This window comes from Bengtsoniella intestinalis, from assembly GCF_039719005.1.
GTDB lineage: Bacteria > Bacillota > Clostridia > Oscillospirales > Oscillospiraceae > Oscillibacter > Oscillibacter intestinalis.
Window position 1 is genome coordinate 3,736,661 of sequence record NZ_CP133584.1, and the last position, 14,404, is coordinate 3,751,064.

Here is a 14,404-nt window from a genome sequence, read left to right on the forward strand (position 1 = left end):
GATTTATACACATGGTAAAAACAACAGCCATACACATCACACCCACTTCTGTGCGGATTGCCCATGGCGGTTTTGACCGCCGAGGCACCCTCCGTGTAGAGAAAATGGTGGAACTGTCCCAGTGCCAAGAGTGGTTCGAGAACGGAAAACTGCTTCATTTGCAAGCTCTTGTGGATGAAGTGGCAGACACACTCCGACGAGAGAAACTCCACCACAAACCACTGGTTATTTGCTACGAAGGTAGTGGCATGGAAACTGAGTTTCTAGAGCGACCGCCCAAGCAGAAGCGGCAAGAAATGCAGTCGCTCTTAAAAATGGACGTATCGCAATGGAAAGAGCGCAAAAAAGCACCTGAGAAAAAGAAAGCTGAAATCCTCCATACCAGCCTACGCAAAAGCCACGATTGGGGGAATTTCATCACCGAGGATAGCTCTGGTCTCTTAGGAAGCATCACCACTGCTGACTATGACCTTGTTTCTGCCCTTGTGAGAGCGTTCGCTGAGCATGGCTTCACCGTGCAATCGGTGGAATCTACTGCCACAGCTCTGCTCTATTGTAAGCAAGCTATCACAGCCCATTATGATGCCTTGCATCAGCTTTTGTTTTATATCAACCAAGAGCAGACAGAGGTGGAGATTTACAGCTTTGCAAAGAACATCCCATGGAAGGTGGAGCATCGACGATTGATGCCAAACCAAGGGGTAGCAGACCAACTTGCAACACTGTACCAAGGACAAAGCAATCTGGGTGGTCGCCCTAGCCCAACCCTGTTATTGGGTGGCGATGGCATAGAGGATACGATGGTGCAACAGCTACAGGAGGCAGGCATCTCAGCCCAGAGCGTTCATGCAGATGGGCGATTTACTGCTTGCGTGGCCTTGCTTTGGAAGCGATTAGAGCGAGATGGTGAAAACTTGGTGCTAGACAAAATGCGAACTTCCTCCGTTCGCAATCTGCGACGATTGGCACAAACTTTGACCCTCTGCGCCAGTGTTGTACTGGTCACAACCCTTGCTTTGGGTGGGTATACCGCTTGGAATGGTGCCAACACTGAAAAGACTTTGGTGGATACCAATGCACTTGCTGTGACCCTGACCCAATCAGAGCATTTGAAAACCACTGCCAATGACCAAATCACCCTGCTATCCCACCAAGATAGTCGCATCCCAGCTTTACTGGAACACATCGCCCAAAACACCCCAGAAAATATCCACATCATTTCCATCGACACAGGAAATGCTTTCGCCCAACCAGAGGTGACGGCAGATGCAGAGGGCGAAGAAGAACCCATCACCTTTACTTCCTCTGTCCAAGAGATTATTTATATCCGTGGGTTTGCTACAGATAGCCATTTACCAGTCCAGCTATACGAAAACTGCACCAATACAGATTTGGGCACCTTTACATTGCTAGGTACCAAGGAGGTCATCTTGCCAGACGAAAGCAGTCTCTATGCCTTTGAGCTGGCCTTGCTGACAGGAGGTGCAAAGTGAATTACAAAGTGAAAAAAGAACTTCAGCACCGCTATGGAGTAGCGGTGCTTTTGCTTTGCCTTGCGCTGTTGATGGGGCTGTCAAATTGGCTCCTCATCACCCCATGGGCAAGCAGTATGAACACAACACAGAGTGAGCAGACCCAACTGCAAGCGGAAGTCCAAGCAACCCAAGCCATGGCTATCATGCTGACAGAAAATGTAGACAGTGCAGAAAAATCCTTCCCTAATTTGCTGATGATGCAAGAGATCTATATCACCCAGCTAGGCAACACTGCCATGGAAAAAGGCTTAGCCATTGACGAATTGACAGCAGGTGCTATCTTCGCCATCCCAGAAAATACGCTGACAGCACTGCCCATCACCGTGGCAGTCCAAGGGGCATTTGCCAACATCACAGACTTTGTAAATACCATTACAACAGATGACTATGTGGTGGTTGTAGAATCCATCAGCTATCGAACAGAGGGCGATTATCCGTGGATGTACCGAGCCATAGATACCATGCAACCCTTGGCATGGTGGGATGTAAGCGACTATGCGTTGCCAGAGGAAACGGAGGAAGAAACCCCCATCCTCACGGCGCAAGATTTGATGGATTGTGAGGCAGACCCTGTTTGCTACCTGTCCCTTTATCTGATTGGTACAGGGGGTGGTTAAACGTGGGATTAAAACCTTTGTCTACCAATGCCATTGCAGATTTTTGCGAAAACATGGCATTCCTCGTCAGCGTGGGCCTCCCTCTGGCAACGGCAGCTGATGCCTTGCAACAGCTTGCCAGCACCAAAGATAAATCCACCAAAGGGCTATCCATGGCAGCCAGTCTGGTATTGCCAGCATTGCAAAATGGTGAATCCCTTGGCACTGCCTTATACCTGCACCGTGACCGCTTTGGCACCATTGGTGGTCAAGTGGAAGCAGCAGAACAGGCTGGCAAATTGGTGGAGGCGCTCCGTCGCATTGCCAAAGAGCAGCGAAGTCGTGCCTCCTTGCTGAAAAAAGTGCGCAGTGCATTGGTGCAACCTGTGGTGATGCTGATTCTTATTTTGAGTATCAGCCTGTATTTATTTGTGTCTGTTTTGCCAGACATGATGACCAGCCTTTCTATCATGGGCACGGTGGAGCTACCAACCATCACCCTTATGATGATGGGTATTTCGGATTTTCTTATCCACCATTGGCCTGTGTTATCGGTTGCCTCTATACTGACTTGTCTGGGGCTCCGATACCTCATGGCACACCCACTCAAGCGTTCCATGCACCAGTTATATGCCAAACTTCCCATTGTTGGCAACGTCATTTGTTGCCACAGTTTATTGTCTTTCTATGAAACCTTATCCTATATGATTTTTGCCAACCAACCTCTGGATAAAGCCTTGCTGACTGCGGCGCAAGATGTACCCAATTTGTACATCCAAAGCCAAACCATAGAGGCAGCAGAATTTTACCGTGGATCTCGTGGCGAATTTCAAGAGGTGCTATCCCATATCCATGTCATTCCTCTGTTAGAGCAAATCACACTGACCACTGGCTACCAAGCGGATGAATTTGTATCCGTGCTAGATAGCTTGGTGGCTAACAAACGCAATCAATTCAACACAACCCTAGATGGTGCCATCCAATGGATTGTACCCATCACCACCATCTTTATCGCCTTTCTGGCAGGGATGGTGGCCATCGCAGTTTACACGCCCATCTTGAATATGGGTACTGTAATATAAAAAATTTTTATTTTGAACGGAGAAACACACTATGAAGCTGCAACAACTGAAGAAAACCCAAACCATCAAGACCCAAAATGAGAAAACCTTGAAAAAGCACGCTGGCCTTACCATCATCGAAACCATGGCGGTCATCGTCATCATCGCAATTCTGGCAACCATTGCCGCATCTGGTATCAGTTCCTACATTGACCGTGCCAACTATACCAAAACCGCTTCCGATTTGGGTTCCTATGATTATGCCATCCAAACCATGATGTTGGAACACCCTGCTGTTGTCAGCGGTGCCAGCGAAGCCGATGACGCTGCCACCGAAGCAGCTATTCTGGATTTGATGACCACTACGTTCCCTGTTGAGCTGTCTATGGATGCAACCACCGAACAACCCACTATGGTAGACCCTTGGGGCAACACCTATATGTTGGAAATCGACTACGGCACCAAAACCGCTGAATACACCACTGAATGCTTCATCTACATTTACACCTACGGTAGCGATGCCACCACTGCTGGTGCTGACGATGCCTACTTGGTGGTGCAATACTCTGACGGAGAAGTGTTCTCTGACATCCAAACCAACGTGAATTATGACGGCACCCATGTTGCTCTGGGCACCATCTAATCACTAACAACTATCAGGGGTGGGGGGCGTTCCCTCACCCCTGATCCCAGAAAGGAAACACCATGGACAAACACCAAGGTTCCACCATTTTGGAAACCATGTGCGCCCTCTTTTTTGTAACGCTGATTGTGTCTATGGTGCTTTCCATAGATACCATGATAGATGCCAGTCATCAACGAACCCAAGACTATGCACTAAGCCAAATGGTTTGTATCAACTTGGCGGAAACCCTATCTCAAGATATTGAACAAGGGATTTATATTTTGGCCTACGACTATTCCTATCACACCCCAGAGCTGTCTATGACCGTATCTATCACAGAAAACACGCTCTATGATGCACCACTCTATTTTGTGACAGCCAACGTGGAAACTGGTGACACTGTGGTGTGCAATCAGTTTTGTTTGGGAGGTGGTAGTCAATGAAAAAACACGCAGGAACTACATTGCTGGAAGTAATGGTGGTGCTCTTATTGGCAACCATTCCACTGGCAATCGTGGCACAATATATGGGCATCATTGTCAATCTATCCGCCAGTGAACGCAGTGCCCTAGACAACCAACGTGGATTGATGGCAGTGGTCTATGACCTACAGCGAGATGTAAAATCGGCTACTTGGCTAGAAGTAACCGACGATACTGTATCACTGGTCAGCGACACCGCCTATGTGAAATACACACTATCTGATGGTGCCATCACTCGCACAAACAATACAGAGGATGGTGAACTATTGGTGCAAAACCTAGAAGAAACCTATTTCACTGCCAACCAAGACAATGGCTTTACATTCAGCTGTGTATTGGATGGCACGTCCTATGCCCTCACCTTGTATGGGGAGGTGGTATCGTGAAACAGCATCGTGGCAGTGTTTTGCTCACAACCCTTATTTTCTTTGTGTTTGCCACTACGGCGCTATTTGCTATTTTGCAAGTATCCATCACCCAACAGCGTAGCACAGCCAACATGGTAGCCCTCAGCACTTTGCCCTATACCTGTCAAACGGTGGCAGATGTAGCTGTGGATGCAACCCTAGAAACCCTTTGTACAAGCCCCTCCACCACAGCCTATGCGTTTGTGGGTGATACAACTGACGTATACAACCAAGGTTTGGAAGTTATTGTTGCCACCGTGCCTTTGGAGCTAGAGATTGACACCTTGATTGGGTATCAAGGGCTATCACCAGAGGCAGAAACAGCCCTTTTGGAACAACTATCCTCTGCTGAGATTTCCATTGCCATGCAATCGTCCTTGGAAATTCAACCAAATAGTAACAACGTGCTTGGCTATGCAGATGGTGACTTTGCCAAGCTGAAACCCCTGACCATAGAAGTCACCGTACAACAAGGCATGACCACCGTCTGTCGCACCTATGAAGTGGATGGACTGGTGGCAACGTTCCGCCATATTGCCAGTGGGATTTACACCACGGTACAGCAAGACGGTGCAACTATTTCACTGGTGGCACAGACTGTCACATAAGGAGTACACATGAAAAAACACACAGGACTTACCTTGATTGAAACTATGGCGGTCATTGCCATCATCGCCATTTTGAGTGGCTTGGGCGGTCAAGCTTATGGCGCTATGGTGCTAGACGGGAATATCCAAACTGCCAGCACTGCCTTGCAGACCTATGGTAGCAATGTAGAAGATGGGATTTTCAATCTAGGCTATTTAACAGAGATGGACGAAGATTCCATCACCCAATATCTGTACCAATTAGAGCACGATTATTTGAATTGTAGCTTTGACTATGACACGTTAGCCCAAGTCGATGGAGTAGACCAAACTGGCTTCACCATTACAACCAAACCAGAAACAGACCCATGGGGCAACCCGTACACCTTCCACTATCTCTTAGGTGTGGACGATGTTGTGCAAATGATGATTTCTTCTGCTGGTCCTGATGGATTGTGGAGTGATCGAGTGATTGCACATTACGCAGATGGCGACTATGGGGATGATTTGGTGCTGATTATGATACCAAGATAAGGAGGGCATATGAAAAAGTTTTTACGCACTGTCTTCTTAATGGCAGTGCTGGCTGTTATGGCCGCAGGCTCAGCGCAGGCTGCTACAGTGGTCACAACGGAAACCGCATTAAAATCTGCTATTAGCAGCGGTGCATCAGAGATTGAATTTGGTGGGCATATCACCCTTACCAGTTTGAGTGGGATTAGCATTTCCAATCAAACATTAACCATTGACTTAAAAGGCTATTCTCTCAATGGCATGGCTGGCACAAATGGCACAGATGGTGCCGACTCATCCACAAATGGCAAAGATGGCACAGCTGGCACCATTGGGGAAATGTGTTCACCTTATCCAACGTCAACCTAACCCTGAAAAACGGCTATGTTTTAGCTGGCGCAGGTGGCAACGGTGGCGACGGCGGTGATGGGGGTAGCAGTAGCAGCTATTACCCCGGTGATGGGAAGGATGGTGCCGATGGCGGCGACTGCATCACCATCACATCAAAATCCACCATTACGCTAGATGGAGTCACCCTATCTGCTGGCAACGGTGGTTCACCGGGCGCTGGTGGCACCGTCTACTACACTTCATCGCTTGTCTCTGTAACACTTTGGCGAAATGGTGAATTCGGAGAACCCGGTGCTGGTGGCACGGCCATTCAAGGCCCGATGGAATTAACACTGAATAATTCTACTGTCACCGCAGGCAAGGCTACTCAAACTGTTACCAACTATTCCTACGGATATAACACAAAAGTCAATATATCTGGCTTTGCTATCTACGCCAATTCTGGCTCAAACATCACGGCCGATGGAAGCACCATTTCAGGGTATTCTACGACAATCATTTGGAGCGAAAATACAAGTATATATATGTATGATAGCAAAGTATCTGCAGGTTATGTTTATGGCTCCTATGGTAGTTCACAGACAATGACTAGCGCATACACCACTGACCATTCTGGTGAAGCCATCAAAATGACTGGGACATCCAACATCTTATATTTAGATGATGTCTATTTGACAAACGAGCGGTATGATAACAACGCAGTGAAATCAGCTTCAGCCATTAACATTACCAATGCAACAGCCACCCTTCAAAACGTCACTATATATGGTGTCAAACACGCAATAGAAGCCAACAATAGCACGGTGGAGATTACCAATGGCAAGTTATATGTAGATTTGGATTATAAAGTTCTCTATTACGGTTTAGAGAGTGATTATCCCTGTGATGCCATTGGTTCTACCAATAGCACCATCACCATTCACAGTGGCACAATCAAAGGCGATTCCTACACCACAGGTGGTGTGACCTACACCAGTTGTACAGGTGACTTTATCGTAGGTGCTGATTCCGAAGTTACAGAACGAGTGTGGGCCAACACGTCCACCGCTGGCTATTGCGTAGTTGCAATCACGGACATTCCTCCCGTAATTGCAACCCAACCACAAAGCACAACCGTTGTAGCAGGTAGTACGGCATCCTTTTCTGTATCAGTTACAGAGGGATCTTCACCAGTGACCTATCAGTGGTACTATAACACCACTGGCAATAACGACGGAACAGGCACAGCAGCAGGCACTTCGTCTACTTTGAGTGTTAGCACCACATCAGCAATGAATGGTCGATATTATCATTGCAAAATCACAGCTGGTAGCACAACACTATATACCAATGCCGCTAAGCTGACAGTAACCTATGCACCTACTGCGGCAACCATTTCTCGTAGCCCTACCACTGCTGTAAACGCAGGTACAAGCATTACCTTTACAGCCAATGTAACAGGTGCAGGCAATCCCACTAGCTATACCTATCAATGGTATGTAGGTGGTAGTGCTGTATACGGTGCCACCAGTAGCACATACACCAGAACGGCTCTATCTTCCGATAATGGGGTGGCAGTGTATTGTCAAGTGTCTAATACAGTGGGCTTTGTTAACAGCGACGCTGTTCTTTTATCTGTTTACTATACACCAACAGCAGATTGCTATGCTAGCGCCACAGCTGTGACAGAGGGGGAAAGTATTACATTTTATACTGTCATCACCAACCAAGGCAACCCTAGCACCTATACCTATCAATGGTATATTGGTGGCACACCTATAGAGGGCGCCACCGCCAGTCAGATGGTTTATAGCCCTACGGTTGCAGACAGTGGAAAAGCCGTGTATTGCTTGCTATCCAGTGAAGCTGGGGTGGCTATGGCAACACCGCAAGTGATTACAGTATATCCCACCGTTGAAACGGCGGATCTTATCACATCCATTACAGATATTTCGGGCAGTATTTTAGGGTCAGCGCTCTATAAGGACAGCGCTGGTGCGGTTCTGGTATATGATGCAGACGGATTGGCTGTAACCCTTGACACCACCCCTGTAACGGGGAAATATGTGGCAGGCTATGCTGAGTTTTTAGGGCAAACCTATCCTGTGCTTTTCAGCAACGAACAAGAAACTGATGTTTTGCAAACCAAATACCCATCTCAAGGTCAGTTCTATATCAACCCAGCGTTCCTAAGCACTACCACACGGTCAACACCGCTGAATGTGTACATCACCATGTATAGCGATGAATCTCTGACACAGGCCATGGAAAGTGATAGCTTCACCATGTATCTCAGCGTTGATACAGCGCCACCTGTGGTGTCATTCCAAACCAACAGTTACACCAACGAGTGCCAAGTGTCTGCCCGTGATGTGGTGGCTGGAATTGGGGCTATTTCGTATAGCATCGTTGACATTGATGGGGCTATCCGCAGTTCTGGCGCTAGTGACGTTGCTGATTTTACCCTCTCTTTGGAAACAGGTGATGTGGTTACAGTGACAGCCACAGACACTGTAGGCAACCAAGGTGTCTCAACATCCCTCGCCTTTGTAGCTGGGACTGGTGGCATTTTATTGCCAGATTTTTTATTCCCAACAGATTTAGATGCTTCGATTTACCATTATAAAACCACGCTATTTGACTGCTACCTTGTTGGTGGGAAGTACAATAACGTAGACTAAGGAGGACAACTTTGGCAACCTATTTATTTTTAGCGATTGGTACAATCGCTCTTGTGATTGCCTGCATCCAAGACAAAAAGAAGCAGGCGGTTTACGATATTGTGATGGCTGTTTTCACCATTTGTTGTGCAGGTGTGGCATCCATGCAGGGAGATACTCTATTAGGGGTTATCTCCCTTTCTCTATGCCTTTTATGTTTATCCTTGTCGGATGTGAGCTATCTCGGTGGAGCAGATGTGGCGCTTCTTTCTGGGGTTTTAGCCTTGCTTGGCCCATGGAAAATGCCTGTGTATATGCTCTGCTTTAGTAGCATGGCAATCCTAATCTATTGCATTGAAACCAAACTCACTCATACTGACCATTTTGTGAAAGACAAAGCCATCGTCCTCATCCCCATCATGGCGTTGGCCATCCCCATTGCGTATTGTATCCCTTTTGGAATTGTATAATTTGGAGGTACCCTATATGAAACTAACACTGCGACACCCACTTATTTTGCAAACCACCTATGCTGCGTTCCCTGGTGGGGAAGAACAGTTGCAGCGCATTTGCGATATTTTCAGTATTGAGAACACAGGGCAAGCCCATGTGTTTGTAGATGAGGTGCTAGATAGCCCCAAGGCCAACCATCTATTGTCTGGGACACAGTTCCAACTGGATGAGTTGCAGTATCTGCTCAATCGCCTAGATGGTCTTGCGCCAAATGAACTTGAAATCTTTTATGCTGTGGCGGAAGCGCAGAATGTATTCTCAGGTAAAGACCTGATTAATTTGACCTTTAACACCCGTTGCTACAATGTGCTATCTAGTTTTGACAATCTGCATAAACTAGGCAAACAGCTATACTTGAATGAACGAGAATGGGTGCCAGAGGGTGAATTGCAAGCCTTTGATGGTAAAAAATATATTGAGGATATGATTGCAAGCAATCCTTTACCACAGATTTCGCCCTATGGCTTTGTCTATCCCAATCGGAACCAACCAGTAGAAGAATATCAAGGCGAAACCTTTCCCCATTACCCACAGCGTGTATCGCCCATGGCTGTGATTTTATCCCACGGAGATGCTTCTGAGCGACTGGAGCTACCCACCCCACAGTCTGCCATTGATAAAGCCTTGGTGCGTATAGGGGTTGAAGATGATACATTCACGGTGGAAGTGATTAGCTTTGATATGCCTAGCGAAATTGCAAAAGTTGGCTTGCAACGAACAAGCCTAGCTGACTTAAACATCTTTGCACAAAAGATGTTGGAGGTAGGCACAGGCGAGTATGAATATCTGTCCAATCTGATGGGCTTTACTGGTATCACAAAGCCAGAGGAACTGGATGTTCTGATGGAAGCTATGCACGAATTTGAGCTATATCCCAACATCCGCAACTGCAAAGACTATGGTGTGCATATGATTTGCGACAGTGGTCGCTATGAATATGACGACAATCTGGAGGAATACATTGATTTTGAAGCCTATGGCCGAGATAGAGCCGCCCGTGAATGTGGTGCCTTCACCCCCAAAGGGTATTTGGTCTATCATGGTTACCATCAGCAGATGGAACTGTTGCTGGAAGAAAAACTAGGCCTATCGGTGAAAGATCCAGAGCCTATGACGGAGCTAAAACTCTATATGCCACTGAAGGTGGTGAGCTGGCAACAAGAAGATGATTGGGGCAATTATGAAACCACTGATTATGAAGATACGCTAGACAGCTCTGAGCTGATTGGCCACGAAGATGACATCCGTGAACATCTGGAGCTGAACTCCACACCAAAAGAGGTGGAGCGAGGGCTGATGGCTTATTACAACCAAAGCGACACCGTCAATGCCAAGGTGCAAAAATACGTCTTCGATGTAGAACAGCACAATGGTGCGCTGTATGGCGTGGCGGTGCTATCCCTCCATGCACCCCTTACAGCAGATGAGCTGGAGCGTATCAAGGGGGAAATCATTGGGCAGGCAGCCGATGGTATGGGTGAGTCCCTAGAACAGCGAGAGATTTCCATTGATGGGCGAGATGTGTTTGTCAGTCTTTGGAATTCCCAACAATGGTATCTGAAGACCCCAGAAGAAATGGGGTTCACAGCGCCAACAATGCATATGACAATGGGAGGTATGTAAAATGGTCAAAGCTATGACGCAAACAGAATATTCGCTTTTGGAATTTGATAAAAAGCCTGGGCTTTTTGTGTATGAGCGAGTCCCATCCATCATGGTGCCCCAGTGGCTTCATGCCTATGAGCTACAAGGAAATTGCCGAGATGGATGCGACCCAGAAGTATTAAAGAAAAGTGTCCGTGAAAACTTTCTGGGCACGGTGCTACTGCCGTGGGAATTACAATTCCCACAAGGGCAAGAGTTTCTGCGTGTAAGAGGGCGACTCTATTTTATGAGCCAAACCATCACCATGGAAGCCTTTGCTTCAGAACACAACATTGCCATGTCAGAGAATCAGCGCCAATTTCCACTGCGACCTGCAGGGGCAGAGGAACTCTCGGAATTTTATTCTCAATCGGTGGATGCTGATGCCAAGTCAGGGTGCGTAGGCCATTTGCGAATGGATTTTGGTGCATCAGGCATGGAATTTTGGCATACTTGGCACGCCCACAATGATGACAAATTGAACACCCAAACATTCAAAACAGAACTTGTAGACTTGGTCACAGAGCTTCGAGAACATGGCCCATTAAAAAACAGAGATGGGATGCGCCTGTTCTGTATGGAGCAAGAAGGGACACCTCTGTCTCAAGGCGAACCTTATGTGCAAGGGTTTGTCACCGAAAGTGACCAATTCCGTTACTGCTTGCGGTGCAATCCCACTCGTGGCGATTATAATGCCTATTTGTATATTTATGATAAATACCATCAACAACTGTGCCAGTCACAACAAGCGATGTCTATGACCATGGGCGGGATGTAAATAAAAGCACTGCATCGTAATTACAATGCAGTGCTTTTATTGAAAGTCCATAAATTTATGAGGCGGTGTATCCAGTGCCTTGCTGATGCGAAATAGAGTGTCCAAAGAAATTGTTTTGTGGACATTTGGGGCTTCAATTCGTCCAATGAAGGAAGTATCTACCCCTAGTTTTTCAGCCAACTTTTCTTGTGTTAAGCCATTCACCTTCCGATAGTAAGCGACTTTAAGACCTATCAATTTATAGTATTCCTTGAAATCATCTTGCATATGGTATATCACCTCCAATAGCTATATTATAACCATTTGACTGTCAAAAAGGTATGTGGTATAGTTAGCATATATATTACTCATAAGATAATAAATAATAATCACAGAGTAATTTTGGAGGATTTATGACAGAAAAAACAATATGCTTTAGTGGGCACCGAAAATTGCCACAGGGTGAAGTTTTAGCGATATTAGAACAACGAGCCAAGCAAGCCATTGAAACCTCCATACAGGAAGGGTATACTACATTTCTTGTAGGCGGTGCCGTTGGCTGGGATATGTTTTGTGGCGAGTTGCTCATAAAAAGAAAATCAAGGGGTATTCTGCCATGGAAGCGTGAGAAAATCACGGTCATTTGCGTTGTCCCCTTCGAGGGGCAAGAGGCACGATACAGCGCTGAAGACCGCAGGCGATACGCTTCGCTTTTGCGTAGCTACGACCAAGTGGTCACTCTCAACCCACACTATACAGATGGCTGTTACAAACAGCGCAATCACTATGGTCGACCATAGCGATAAAATCGTCACCTACTACGACGGCGGTTTTCGCAGTGGAACTGGTCAAACTGTGCGAATGGCACAGCGAAACGGATTAGACATCATCAATCTATACCATTCTTCAAGCCCCTCGTAAGAGGGGCTTGGCGTAGCCCAGAAGGGCGAAACGCCCTTTGAAGAAGCCGTCACGCTTTTTCCACGCCCAACGGGCACTCTAGCGTTAGCTAGAGATATGGCGAAGCCATGTGGAAAAACGTATATTAACACAAGTGCCGACAGAAGTGTCGGTACTTTTTCTATGTAAGGAGGCAAAAATCCAATGAAAATATCTGCCAAAGTAACTGCACCAAATCATCGTAAAAGCGTGAATTTGGTTTTACCAGTCAGCCACAGTGTGCTAGAAGATACACTTCAAAAATTGCAATCCGACGGGATAGTTTATGGTGGTGGCAAGCTATATATAATGGACCCTAGAAACCAAACCAGCACTCGAAAAATTATCGTGAACGTGATACAATATCAAAAACGATAAACGAGAGGAGAACATATCATGCCACGAAGCAGTTACAGCGCCGAATATAAGGCCAAGATCGTCCTAGAAGTCCTCCAGGGTGAGAAGGAATTAAACGTTATCGCTGCCGAGCAGGGGGTTAATCCCAACATGATTCGCAACTGGAAGAAGGAATTTATATCCAATGCCAGTCAGGTTTTCGATGAGAAAAAGCAGGTCAAAGAAGCACATCGGAAGGAGGTTGCCCTGAAAAAAGAGAAGGAGCAGATGCTCCGCACCATCGGCCAATTGACACTGGAGCGAGACTTTATTCAGGGTGCCTTTCGGGACTGCGGCATCCCCGTCCCCAAGTTCCCTCAGGACTGACGCAGACCTGTCCATCCGCCGTCAATGTGAGCTGCTGGGTCTGCCCCGAGGGCAGGTCTACTACCAGCCTGTGGAGGTCGACCAGGAGGCCAAGCGCTGGCGGGAGCACATCATGGCACGCATCGACTACTGGCACACCCAAATGCCCTACATCGGCTCTCGAAAGCTGGTGACCAAGCTGGCCACCGACCAGATTTTTGTGGGTCGCAAGCTGGTTAGGCGACTGATGTGCGAGATGGGAATTCATGCTCTCTATCCCAAGGCAAATCTCTCAAAACGCAACTTTAAAGAGTCTATCGTACCATATTTGCTGAGAAATAAGGTTGTCTCGTTCCCGAATCAAGTGTGGTCAATCGACATCACTTACATCAAAATGCACCACGGGCACATGTATTTGACGGCGATTATCGACTGGTATAGCCGTCTGATTGTGGGCTGGAGTCTGTCCGATACGCTGGACACAGATAACGTCATCGCCGCTGTCCAGCGCGCAATTTCTAGCCACGGCACCCCCGCTTTTCTCAATTCTGACCAAGGATGTCAGTTCACAAGCTCCCAATATAAGGGGTTTTTGAAGGCAAATCACATTGTCCAAAGCATGGATGGTAAGTCCCGTTGGGCGGATAATATCATGATTGAGCGGTGGTTCCGTAGCCTGAAAACCGAGGAAATTTACCTCAACGAGTATCAAAATCCTAGGGTATTGCGCCGTGGAATTGGAAATTATATCAAGCAGTACAACACCTTCAGACCCCATCAAGCACTGGGAAATCAGACTCCAGAGGCCGTGTATGGGGCAGCCTTCACAACGCCAACCAACCACCTTGACAGTCTGGCACAGGCTGGTTGAGGACTGGTGGCGACGGGAGGTCGTGGGTTGTAGGCGGAGGCCGTTCCCCTCGCCTTTCCCATTGTACCAGCCTGACCCAGTCGGTCAAGGCAACCCTTCGGGCGGCTACCCTGGAGGTAACCACAACCAGGCTTGGCTCAGGAAGCAAAATAGGTTGTTGTGTTCACGATAAATTTTGAGGA

19 protein-coding genes are annotated in these 14,404 nt (G+C 47.2%); 18 read left to right on the forward strand and 1 reads right to left on the reverse strand.

Translation table 11 applies throughout. From position 1 onward, the window contains the following. Window positions 1-11: 11 nt before the first annotated feature. From RFF05_RS17780 to RFF05_RS17840, 13 genes are all read left to right on the forward strand, one after another. Window positions 12-1,493: a hypothetical protein gene (locus RFF05_RS17780; protein WP_409968331.1), complete on the forward strand. Its 1,482-nt coding sequence runs from the start codon at window positions 12-14 to the stop codon at window positions 1,491-1,493. Next, window positions 1,490-2,152 carry a type 4a pilus biogenesis protein PilO gene (gene pilO / locus RFF05_RS17785; protein ID WP_409968332.1) on the forward strand — a complete coding sequence of 221 codons (663 nt, stop codon included), beginning with the start codon at window positions 1,490-1,492 and terminating at the stop codon, window positions 2,150-2,152. The genes RFF05_RS17780 and pilO overlap by 4 nt, the downstream gene beginning before the upstream one ends. A gap of 2 nt (window positions 2,153-2,154) precedes the next feature. Then, window positions 2,155-3,213, forward strand: coding sequence for a type II secretion system F family protein (locus RFF05_RS17790; RefSeq protein ID WP_409968333.1), 1,059 nt, complete (start codon window positions 2,155-2,157; stop codon window positions 3,211-3,213). Between the two features lie 31 nt (window positions 3,214-3,244). Continuing rightward, on the forward strand, window positions 3,245-3,835 hold the full coding sequence (locus RFF05_RS17795; RefSeq protein WP_409968334.1) for a prepilin-type N-terminal cleavage/methylation domain-containing protein: 591 nt from the start codon (window positions 3,245-3,247) through the stop codon (window positions 3,833-3,835). Window positions 3,836-3,897: 62 nt separating this feature from the next. Then, complete coding sequence (locus tag RFF05_RS17800) at window positions 3,898-4,260, forward strand: hypothetical protein (protein ID WP_409968335.1); 363 nt, start codon at window positions 3,898-3,900, stop codon at window positions 4,258-4,260. After that, a complete protein-coding gene (locus RFF05_RS17805; protein ID WP_409968336.1) occupies window positions 4,257-4,685 on the forward strand; it encodes a hypothetical protein in 429 nt (142 codons plus the stop codon). Before RFF05_RS17800 ends, RFF05_RS17805 begins: the two co-directional genes overlap by 4 nt. Next, window positions 4,682-5,314, forward strand: a complete 633-nt coding sequence (locus RFF05_RS17810; RefSeq protein ID WP_409968337.1) for a hypothetical protein — start codon at window positions 4,682-4,684, stop codon at window positions 5,312-5,314. The genes RFF05_RS17805 and RFF05_RS17810 overlap by 4 nt, the downstream gene beginning before the upstream one ends. Before the next feature lie 9 nt (window positions 5,315-5,323). Next, window positions 5,324-5,827, forward strand: a complete 504-nt coding sequence (locus tag RFF05_RS17815; RefSeq protein ID WP_409968338.1) for a Tfp pilus assembly protein FimT/FimU — start codon at window positions 5,324-5,326, stop codon at window positions 5,825-5,827. Between the two features lie 9 nt (window positions 5,828-5,836). After that, complete coding sequence (locus RFF05_RS17820) at window positions 5,837-6,175, forward strand: hypothetical protein (RefSeq protein ID WP_409968339.1); 339 nt, start codon at window positions 5,837-5,839, stop codon at window positions 6,173-6,175. Continuing rightward, window positions 6,148-8,817: an immunoglobulin domain-containing protein gene (locus RFF05_RS17825; protein ID WP_409968340.1), complete on the forward strand. Its 2,670-nt coding sequence runs from the start codon at window positions 6,148-6,150 to the stop codon at window positions 8,815-8,817. Before RFF05_RS17820 ends, RFF05_RS17825 begins: the two co-directional genes overlap by 28 nt. Before the next feature lie 11 nt (window positions 8,818-8,828). Continuing rightward, window positions 8,829-9,266, forward strand: coding sequence for a hypothetical protein (locus RFF05_RS17830; protein WP_409968341.1), 438 nt, complete (start codon window positions 8,829-8,831; stop codon window positions 9,264-9,266). 16 nt (window positions 9,267-9,282) lie between these two features. Continuing rightward, window positions 9,283-10,932, forward strand: coding sequence for an antirestriction protein ArdA (locus tag RFF05_RS17835; protein ID WP_409968342.1), 1,650 nt, complete (start codon window positions 9,283-9,285; stop codon window positions 10,930-10,932). A 13-nt stretch (window positions 10,933-10,945) separates the two neighbouring features. Continuing rightward, a complete protein-coding gene (locus RFF05_RS17840) occupies window positions 10,946-11,731 on the forward strand; it encodes an LPD28 domain-containing protein (protein ID WP_409968343.1) in 786 nt (261 codons plus the stop codon). A gap of 36 nt (window positions 11,732-11,767) precedes the next feature. Here RFF05_RS17840 and RFF05_RS17845 read toward each other — a convergent pair whose 3' ends face one another. Next, window positions 11,768-11,998 (reverse strand): helix-turn-helix domain-containing protein, encoded by a 231-nt coding sequence (locus RFF05_RS17845; RefSeq protein WP_409968344.1) that lies wholly within the window; start codon window positions 11,996-11,998, stop codon window positions 11,768-11,770. 125 nt (window positions 11,999-12,123) lie between these two features. Here RFF05_RS17845 and RFF05_RS17850 point away from each other — a divergent pair, with 125 nt between their 5' ends. The 5 genes from RFF05_RS17850 (at window position 12,124) to RFF05_RS17870 (ending at window position 14,222) form a co-directional block, all read left to right on the forward strand. After that, window positions 12,124-12,510: an SLOG family protein gene (locus tag RFF05_RS17850; protein ID WP_409968345.1), complete on the forward strand. Its 387-nt coding sequence runs from the start codon at window positions 12,124-12,126 to the stop codon at window positions 12,508-12,510. After that, complete coding sequence (locus RFF05_RS17855; protein ID WP_409968346.1) at window positions 12,497-12,631, forward strand: hypothetical protein; 135 nt, start codon at window positions 12,497-12,499, stop codon at window positions 12,629-12,631. The genes RFF05_RS17850 and RFF05_RS17855 overlap by 14 nt, the downstream gene beginning before the upstream one ends. A 183-nt stretch (window positions 12,632-12,814) precedes the next feature. After that, entirely contained in the window at window positions 12,815-13,027 is a 213-nt protein-coding gene (locus RFF05_RS17860; RefSeq protein ID WP_409968347.1) for a hypothetical protein, read from the forward strand. An 18-nt stretch (window positions 13,028-13,045) separates the two neighbouring features. Next, the gene (locus tag RFF05_RS17865; RefSeq protein ID WP_409967432.1) at window positions 13,046-13,372 is read left to right on the forward strand and encodes a transposase; all 327 of its coding nucleotides are present in this window, start codon (window positions 13,046-13,048) and stop codon (window positions 13,370-13,372) included. Beyond that, entirely contained in the window at window positions 13,323-14,222 is a 900-nt protein-coding gene (locus tag RFF05_RS17870; RefSeq protein WP_409967433.1) for an IS3 family transposase, read from the forward strand. Before RFF05_RS17865 ends, RFF05_RS17870 begins: the two co-directional genes overlap by 50 nt. Window positions 14,223-14,404 lie beyond the last annotated feature (182 nt).

What these genes read in the sequence shown, in the direction of transcription:
- RFF05_RS17780 (WP_409968331.1), top strand. Translation starts at nt 12, where the DNA reads ATGGTAAAAACAACAGCCATACACATCACACCCACTTCTGTGCGGATT.
- RFF05_RS17795 (WP_409968334.1), top strand. Translation starts at nt 3,245, where the DNA reads ATGAAGCTGCAACAACTGAAGAAAACCCAAACCATCAAGACCCAAAAT.
- RFF05_RS17800 (WP_409968335.1), top strand. Translation starts at nt 3,898, where the DNA reads ATGGACAAACACCAAGGTTCCACCATTTTGGAAACCATGTGCGCCCTC.
- RFF05_RS17805 (WP_409968336.1), top strand. Translation starts at nt 4,257, where the DNA reads ATGAAAAAACACGCAGGAACTACATTGCTGGAAGTAATGGTGGTGCTC.
- RFF05_RS17815 (WP_409968338.1), top strand. Translation starts at nt 5,324, where the DNA reads ATGAAAAAACACACAGGACTTACCTTGATTGAAACTATGGCGGTCATT.
- RFF05_RS17820 (WP_409968339.1), top strand. Translation starts at nt 5,837, where the DNA reads ATGAAAAAGTTTTTACGCACTGTCTTCTTAATGGCAGTGCTGGCTGTT.
- RFF05_RS17835 (WP_409968342.1), top strand. Translation starts at nt 9,283, where the DNA reads ATGAAACTAACACTGCGACACCCACTTATTTTGCAAACCACCTATGCT.
- RFF05_RS17840 (WP_409968343.1), top strand. Translation starts at nt 10,946, where the DNA reads ATGACGCAAACAGAATATTCGCTTTTGGAATTTGATAAAAAGCCTGGG.
- RFF05_RS17845 (WP_409968344.1), bottom strand. Translation starts at nt 11,998, where the DNA reads ATGCAAGATGATTTCAAGGAATACTATAAATTGATAGGTCTTAAAGTC.
- RFF05_RS17850 (WP_409968345.1), top strand. Translation starts at nt 12,124, where the DNA reads ATGACAGAAAAAACAATATGCTTTAGTGGGCACCGAAAATTGCCACAG.
- RFF05_RS17855 (WP_409968346.1), top strand. Translation starts at nt 12,497, where the DNA reads ATGGTCGACCATAGCGATAAAATCGTCACCTACTACGACGGCGGTTTT.
- RFF05_RS17860 (WP_409968347.1), top strand. Translation starts at nt 12,815, where the DNA reads ATGAAAATATCTGCCAAAGTAACTGCACCAAATCATCGTAAAAGCGTG.
- RFF05_RS17865 (WP_409967432.1), top strand. Translation starts at nt 13,046, where the DNA reads ATGCCACGAAGCAGTTACAGCGCCGAATATAAGGCCAAGATCGTCCTA.